Source organism: Streptomyces odonnellii (assembly GCF_000981895.1).
Lineage (GTDB): Bacteria > Actinomycetota > Actinomycetes > Streptomycetales > Streptomycetaceae > Streptomyces > Streptomyces odonnellii.
Genome location: NZ_LATD01000505.1, coordinates 1 through 6,888 on the forward strand (window position 1 = coordinate 1; position 6,888 = coordinate 6,888).

Consider the following 6,888-nt stretch of genomic DNA (forward strand, 5'->3'; position numbering starts at 1 on the left):
CGGTGGGGGTGAGGACGTTCAGGGGGCCGAGCAGGGGCTCCAGGGCCCGGGTGTAGCCCGTCGCGGCTATGACCGCCTCGGGGGTGATCCGGGTGCCGTCCGCCAGGACGACCTTGTTCCGGTCGAAGGACTCGACCGCCGCCACCGGTTCGACCCGGCCCGCCCGTACCGCGTCGATCAGGCCCACGTCCTGCACCGGGATCGCGCCCTGGCGGACGCGGGTGTACAGGCCCGTGTCCGGGCGCGGCAGGCCGTACGACGACAGGTCCGGGACGGAGAGCCGCGCCACCCCCGCCGCCGCGATGTTCACGGACCAGGCCGGCAGCCGCCGTACCAGGATCCCGGTCCGCTGGGCCGGCCAGCCCGCCGTGGAGCGGCGCACGATGTGCGGGGCGGTACGGATCGCCAGCCGTACCCGCGCCGCGCCGCCCTCGGCCAGGTCGACCGCGATCTCCGCGCCCGTGTTGCCGACGCCGACGACCAGGACGTCCTTGCCCGCGTACGGCCCGGCGTTGCGGTACGCGCTCGCGTGCAGCAGCTCGCCGTCGTACGACTCGGCGCCCGGCCAGGACGGCATCCGCGGCGTGTGGTTGTAGCCGGTGGCCACCACGACCGCCCGCCCGGTCAGCTCCCGCCCGCCCGTGGCGTGCAGCAGCCAGCCCGTGCCGTCGGGGGCGGGCTCGATCCGGGTGACCTCCACCCCGGTGACGATCTCCAGCCGGTTGAGCTCCGCGTACTTCTCCAGATAGCGGACCATGTCCGCCCGCGCCACCCAGCGCCCGAACGACCGCGGCATCTTCAGCCCCGGCAGCGCCGACCCGCGGCGGGTGGTGTGCAGCCGCAGCCGGTCGTAGTGGCCGCGCCAGGAGGCTCCGACCGCGCCGGACTTCTCCAGGACGACGGCCCGCGCGCCCCGCCGGCGCAGCATGGCGGCGACGGCGAGCCCGCCAGGGCCACCGCCGATGACATATACGGGGCGGTCCTCGGTGCGGTCGAAATCGTCGGGCATGAGAGCTGAGCGTAATCGAACCATCACGTGGTGGGTCTCGGTCGGACCGGAATACGGTTGCAAATCGATCACGCCCCGCAGGTGCGGTGAGCGTGTGGTGCGGAGCCGGTGAACATCGTCCCGGCGGGCCGGTGAATAGTGCACCAGGGCCTAGGGCCAGAGCAACTCCCGTACCCACGTGTCCCCTTCGCGCCGGTAGCGCAGCCGTACATGACGCCGTCGTGCCTCGCCCTGGAAGAACTCCACCTCGTCCGGCACCAGTACATACGCAGTCCACGACGCCGCCTCCGCGCCGGGCTCGCGCCGCGCCCGCTGCCAGGCCGCCTCACTCGCCTCGGCCAACTCCCGTGCCGAGCCCAGCACTTCGCTCTGCCGCCCGACCAGCGCCGCGGCCAGCGCACCCGTCGAGCGGGCGTGCAGATCGGCGCTGCTCTCCTCGGGCCCGGCCGCGCGGACGGCGCCCCGGATCCGTACGGCACGCGCCTGCGCCGGCCAGTAGAAGCCGAGCGCGGCTTCGGGGCGTACGGCGAGTTGTCGGCCCTTGCGGCTGGTCGCGTGCGAGGCGAAGTGCCAGCCGTGTGCGTCCGCGTCGTGCAGCATCAGGGTCCGTACGTCCGGCCGCCCCCGCTCGTCGGCGGTGGCCAGCGTCATGGTGTGCGGCTCGGGCTGGCCGGCCGCCACGGCCTCGGCGAACCAGCGCCGGAACAGCGGCAGCGGCCCGGCGGGCGCGGTGGACGGGTCGAACACGGGCAGCTCGTCGGTGTCCCAGACCGGCTGGGCGCGCAGCAGGGCCCGGAAGGCCTCCTGCCGGGAATCCTCGGCGGCCCCCGAGTCCCCCGAGTCCTCGGATGTCTCGGTGCCGCCGTTCTCGTTGCCGCTGTGCATGAGGTCGCTGTGGGGGTCGCTGTTCAAGGGGTCGCTGTTCATAGGGGCGCTGTTCAAGGGGTCGCTGTTGTCCATGGGGATGGGAAGGGGATCGCGCGGGTGGTGCCGTGTGAAACGTGGTCCGGATACGGGAGCGCCGACAGGGATCGGAAGTGATCCACCGCCGGCGTGACAGGAGAGTCGTGACAGGACAGTCGTGACAGAACAACCGTGACAGGACAGGAAGGGGCACGCCCGTACCGTGCCCGCCGGCAGTGCGCCGGCTCGTTCGGGCGCTACTTCGCGGGCTTCCTTCCGGTGATGCCGAGATGGACCAGCAACGCGAGATTCGGCTTCAGCTCGGCCTGCTTGACGCCCCAGCTCTGGAAGTTCTTCTGGTGCGAGGCCACCGAGGAGAGCATCACGACCAGCGAGCCCGCCAGCGCCGCCGGGTTCACGTCCTTGTCGACCCGGCCCTTGGCCTGGAGCTCCTTCACGGACTCCGTGAGGGAGTTGGTGACCGAGTTGAGGATCCGCAGCCGGATGCGGTTGAAGCGCTTGTCGCCCTCGGCCGCGCCCAGATCGACCACACGGAGGATCGCGTCGTGTTTACGCCAGAAGTCGAGGAACCCCTCGACCAGCTCCTCCGAGGTCTGCCAGCCCGCCTTGCCCGCCCAGGAGCGGCCGGAAACCAGCGCCGTCAACCCGGCGCCCTCCTTGGCCATTTCCTCGGCGATCTCCAGGACGGCGCCCTCGACGTCCGGGAAGTACTGGTAGAAAGTCGCGGGGGACGTGCCGGCCCGCCGGGCGACGTCGATGACCTTGACGTCCCGGTACGGCGAGGAGCTGAGCATCTCGCCGAGACAGTCGAGCAGCTTCTGCCGCGTCGCCTGTCCGCGCCGACCAGCCACCCGGCCGTCGACGGTGCGCACTTGTCCTGTCATGCCGTCAGCTTACCGAGGGGTGATCCCAGCGCGATTTGGCCGAGTGCAAATGGGGAACCGGCCACTCCGCGCACGGGCCGTGCGTACGGTCAGTTATCCCCAGGCGCCACTCACGAGTGAATAGTGTTATCAACAGCCTGTGGATAACTTCGGTGGACAACTCGTGGTGTCGACGGGCTCACGCTCCGATACTTGAGCAATTGTTCTAATTTTTCCTGTGCACTCCCGGTCCAGGCCCATTAGCTTGACTGTGACGGGCACCACAACGCTATGCACAGGGAAGGACGGATCCGGCCATGGCCGAGTTCGCGGAGGGCACACCCTGCTGGGTGGACGCGGCGCTTCCCGATCTCGCGGCGGGCAAGCGGTTCTACGGAGATCTGTTCGACTGGACCTTCGCCGAAGGCGGTGGAACCGGCGGCGAGGACCGGGGCCCGGGCGGCGGGGGCCGTACGGGCGGCGGCCCCCCGTACCGGCAGCACTGCGCCGAGGCCTTCAGCGACGGAAAGCGGGTCGCCGGTCTCCTCGCCAAGCGGGACGGCCGGATGCCCACCGCCTGGGGCGTCTACTTCGCCACCGCCGACGCGGCGGCGCTCACCGACCGGATCCTCCGCGCGGGCGGCCGGCTCGTACGGCCCCCGACCCCCGTCGGCCACCTCGGTGTGCTCGCCCAGGCCGCCGACCCGGCCGGCGCGGTCTTCGGCCTCTGGCAGGCCGGGGACGAGGCGGGCTTCGAGAAGCGGGGGCTCCCCGGATCGTTCTGCTGGACCGAGGTCTACACGCGGGACAAGGAGCGCGTCGACCCCTTCTACGAACGGGTCTTCGGCTTCCTGGGCGCGGATGTGCCCGGCCAGGCCGTCGACTTCCGCCTGTGGTTCCCGGCCGGTACGGGCACGGAGCCGGGCGCGGTCGGGGCCGTCGGCGCGATCGGCGGACGCAGCGTCATCACGGACGCCTTTCCCGCGGAGATGCCGGGCCATTTCCTCATCTACTTCGCCGTCCTGGACTGCGACGAGACCGCGGAGGCGGTCGTCCGGCTCGGCGGCCGGGTCACCACACCGCCGTTCGACATCGAGTCGGGCCGGATGGCCGCGCTGATGGACAACCAGGGCGCCGCGTTCGCCGTACTGGCAGAGTCTGATCCGTACGGACAGCGGTACGGGCACGGGTACGAACAGCAGCACGAGCCCGGGGCCGGTTCCACGGCGGGTCAGGAGCCGGGGCGTCAGGAGGCGGTGCGTCAGGAGCCGGAAACGGAGCCCTGACAGAACGCCGGACGGACCCGTGGCCGGGCCCGGATCGGCCGCGGAAGGACGGAAGACCGGCGGTAAACGGGCGATCAGCGGCAAAGGTGTGACACATGTGGTGTCCGGATCGAGGTGAGACACCCCGATCCGCCCCCGGGTTCGCAACCGGTGCCTCAGGCAGGAAGAATCAGGGGGCACGGGGCCGTACCTTGGTGGCCCGTACGGGGAGGTGGCAGGCAAGTGGAGCAGCTTACGCAGCACGATCCGAGACGCATCGGCCCTTTCGAGGTGCTGGGGCGGCTCGGGGCCGGCGGCATGGGGCTGGTCTATCTCGCGCGCTCGGCGTCGGGGCGCCGGGTGGCGATCAAGACCGTACGGACCGAGCTGGCCGAGGACCAGTTGTTCCGGGTCCGCTTCACCCGGGAAGTGGAGGCCGCGCGCGCCGTCAGCGGGTTCTACACGGCGGCCGTCGTGGACGCCGACCCGCGGGCCGCGGTGCCCTGGCTGGCGACCGCGTACGTACCCGCCCCCTCGCTCGAAGAGATGGTCAACGAGTGCGGCCCGATGCCCGCCCAGGGCGTGCGCTGGCTGGCGGCGGGCATCGCCGAGGCGCTCCAGTCGATCCATGGCGCCAATCTCGTCCACCGCGATCTGAAGCCGTCCAATGTGCTGGTGGTGGAGGACGGGCCGCGGGTCATCGACTTCGGGATCGCCTCCGGGGTGTCCAACACCCGGCTGACGATGACCAACGTGGCCGTCGGCACGCCCGCGTACATGTCGCCGGAGCAGGCGCGGGACTCGCGCAGTGTCACGGGCGCGAGCGATGTCTTCTCGCTCGGTTCGACCTTGGTCTTCGCCGCCACCGGGCACGCGCCGTTCCATGGGGCTAATCCGGTCGAGACGGTCTTCATGCTGCTGCGCGAGGGGCCCGATCTGGAGGGGCTGCCGGAGGAACTGCGGCCGTTGATCGAGTCGTGCATGCAGATGGACGCCACGCGCCGCCCCTCGCCCGCCGATCTCCAGGCGCAGCTCGCCCCGCATCTCTTCGCGTCGGGCAGTGACGACAGCGGCACGGCCTCGGCGTGGCTGCCGGATCTCGCCACCGCGATGATCGAGCGGCGCAGGGCCGGGGGGCGGGTGCCCGCGGGGGCGGTACGCCCGGCGGAGCCCGCCGCCGCACCGGCTCCCGTACCGCCGCCGCCCGCGCACCGGCCCGCGCCGCCCGCGCAGGCCCCGGACTGGGACGCCGCGTGGCGCCCGGACGGGGGCGGTGGCCGGCACGGCGGGCCGCGGGGCGCCGAGCGCGAGGGCGGACATCAGGGCGCGGGGCACCGGGAGGGCGCGCATGCGGGCGGTGGCCGGCACGGCGGGCGGCCCGAGGCGCTCGCGGCGGCGGCCTCCGCCTCCGCCCTGCCTGCCGCGCCGCCCCAGCCGCCAGGGGCCGCCGGTCCGGTCCGGCTGTCCGGCTCGCCGGTGCCGATCGGTCCGGGACCCCGGGTCGCGGACACCCGCGCGGCCGTCGTCGTGGGCCCGGGCGCGGGAGCGGGCCCGGCCACCGGCTGGATCCGCCCGCCCGCCGGGCTGAACGGCACGGACGCGCTGGCCGGCCCCGTACCGCCTCCGGTGCCCCCTGCCGTACCGCCGCCCACGCAGCCGCCCGACACGGCGGCGGCTTCGGCCCGCTGGCGGCCCTGGCGGTTCCGGATGTCCAACGACGTCTGGGGCACCCCGGTCGTCGACGGCGATCTGCTCTATGTCACCTCCTTCGAGGTGCACGCGCTGGACGTGGGCACCGGCCGCCGCCAGTTCAAGACCCGGGACGTGGCCTGGGCGATGGCCGTCGCCGGGGGCCGGATCCACGCCTCCGACGGCCCGACGCTGTACGCGCTGGACGGCAAGGACGGCAGCGAGCGCTGGCGCCTCAGGACCGACGCCTGGGTGTACTCGCTCAAGGTCGACCGCGGCACGGTCGTCACCGGGACCCGCGGCGGCGGTGTCCAGGCGTGGGAGGCGTCCACCGGCGAGAAGCTGTGGGAGACCACCGGGGCCCAGACCGACTTCGAGACCCCGGAGGCCGGGCCCGTGGTCTCCGACGGCACGGTCTATGTGTGGAAGGACGCCCGGCTGCGGGCGCTGGACGCGCGCTCGGGCGCCGGGCTGTGGTCGTATCCCATCGGGGACGCGGCCTCCTGCGGGGGCGTTCCCGTACGGGTGAGGCCCGCGCCGGACGGACAGCTCTATGTCTCGGCCGGTACGCGCGTCCTGGCGGTCGACATCTCCACCGGGCGGGTGCGCTGGCACTTCGAGGCGCCCGCGGTCTTCCTCTCCCCGCCCGCCTTCGCGCCGGGTCCCGCCGTCACGGGCGGCGGGGTCTATCTGGCCGACTACCTCGGCACGGTGTACGCCCTCGACGCCACGACGGGCAAGGACCGCTGGCGTATCGCGACGGAGTCGCGGCAGTCGATCGAACCGGTGCTGGTCGCCGACGGCAATGTCCATGTCGGCAGCGGCAGCGCGCTGTACACGCTGGACGCGGTGACGGGCACGCCGAAGTGGCGCTTCGCGGCGGGCGGCGAGGTGATCGGCGCGCCGGTGGTCGCGGACGGCAGGCTGCACTTCGGCTCGGCGGACCATGTGCTGTACACGCTGGACGCGAGCGGGGGACAGCTCCGCTGGAAGCTGGCGACGGGCGGCGAGATCACGGGGTCGCCGGTGGCGCGTCGGGGCGTGGTGTACGCGTGCAGCAAGGACCGGTGTGTGTACGCGCTGGACGCGGTGAAGGGGACGGCGACGGGGCGGGGGGCGCGGTAGCGCTCAGCGGGGC

At 72.9% G+C, this 6,888-nt stretch carries 5 protein-coding genes; 2 read left to right on the forward strand and 3 right to left on the reverse strand.

Features of this window, described 5'->3' with window-relative positions; translation table 11 throughout:
• The 3 genes from WH07_RS34070 to WH07_RS34080 form a co-directional block, all read right to left on the reverse strand.
• Positions 1-1,009: flavin-containing monooxygenase (locus tag WH07_RS34070; protein WP_046508742.1), on the reverse strand; the 1,009-nt coding region annotated here is incomplete at its 3' end.
• 150 nt (positions 1,010-1,159) lie between these two features.
• The gene (locus WH07_RS34075; protein WP_079023791.1) at positions 1,160-1,894 is read right to left on the reverse strand and encodes a pyridoxine/pyridoxamine 5'-phosphate oxidase; all 735 of its coding nucleotides are present in this window, start codon (positions 1,892-1,894) and stop codon (positions 1,160-1,162) included.
• Between the two features lie 275 nt (positions 1,895-2,169).
• Complete coding sequence (locus WH07_RS34080; protein WP_046508745.1) at positions 2,170-2,817, reverse strand: TetR family transcriptional regulator; 648 nt, start codon at positions 2,815-2,817, stop codon at positions 2,170-2,172.
• Between the two features lie 296 nt (positions 2,818-3,113).
• On the opposite strand from WH07_RS34080, the gene WH07_RS34085 reads away from it, so the two are divergent.
• Both WH07_RS34085 and WH07_RS34090 read left to right on the forward strand, forming a co-directional pair.
• Positions 3,114-4,082, forward strand: a complete 969-nt coding sequence (locus WH07_RS34085) for a VOC family protein (RefSeq protein ID WP_063775879.1) — start codon at positions 3,114-3,116, stop codon at positions 4,080-4,082.
• A gap of 222 nt (positions 4,083-4,304) precedes the next feature.
• Positions 4,305-6,875, forward strand: coding sequence for an outer membrane protein assembly factor BamB family protein (locus WH07_RS34090; protein ID WP_046508748.1), 2,571 nt, complete (start codon positions 4,305-4,307; stop codon positions 6,873-6,875).
• The last annotated feature ends 13 nt before the right edge of the window (positions 6,876-6,888 follow it).

What these genes read in the sequence shown, in the direction of transcription:
- WH07_RS34075 (WP_079023791.1), bottom strand. Translation starts at nt 1,894, where the DNA reads ATGCACAGCGGCAACGAGAACGGCGGCACCGAGACATCCGAGGACTCG.
- WH07_RS34080 (WP_046508745.1), bottom strand. Translation starts at nt 2,817, where the DNA reads ATGACAGGACAAGTGCGCACCGTCGACGGCCGGGTGGCTGGTCGGCGC.
- WH07_RS34085 (WP_063775879.1), top strand. Translation starts at nt 3,114, where the DNA reads ATGGCCGAGTTCGCGGAGGGCACACCCTGCTGGGTGGACGCGGCGCTT.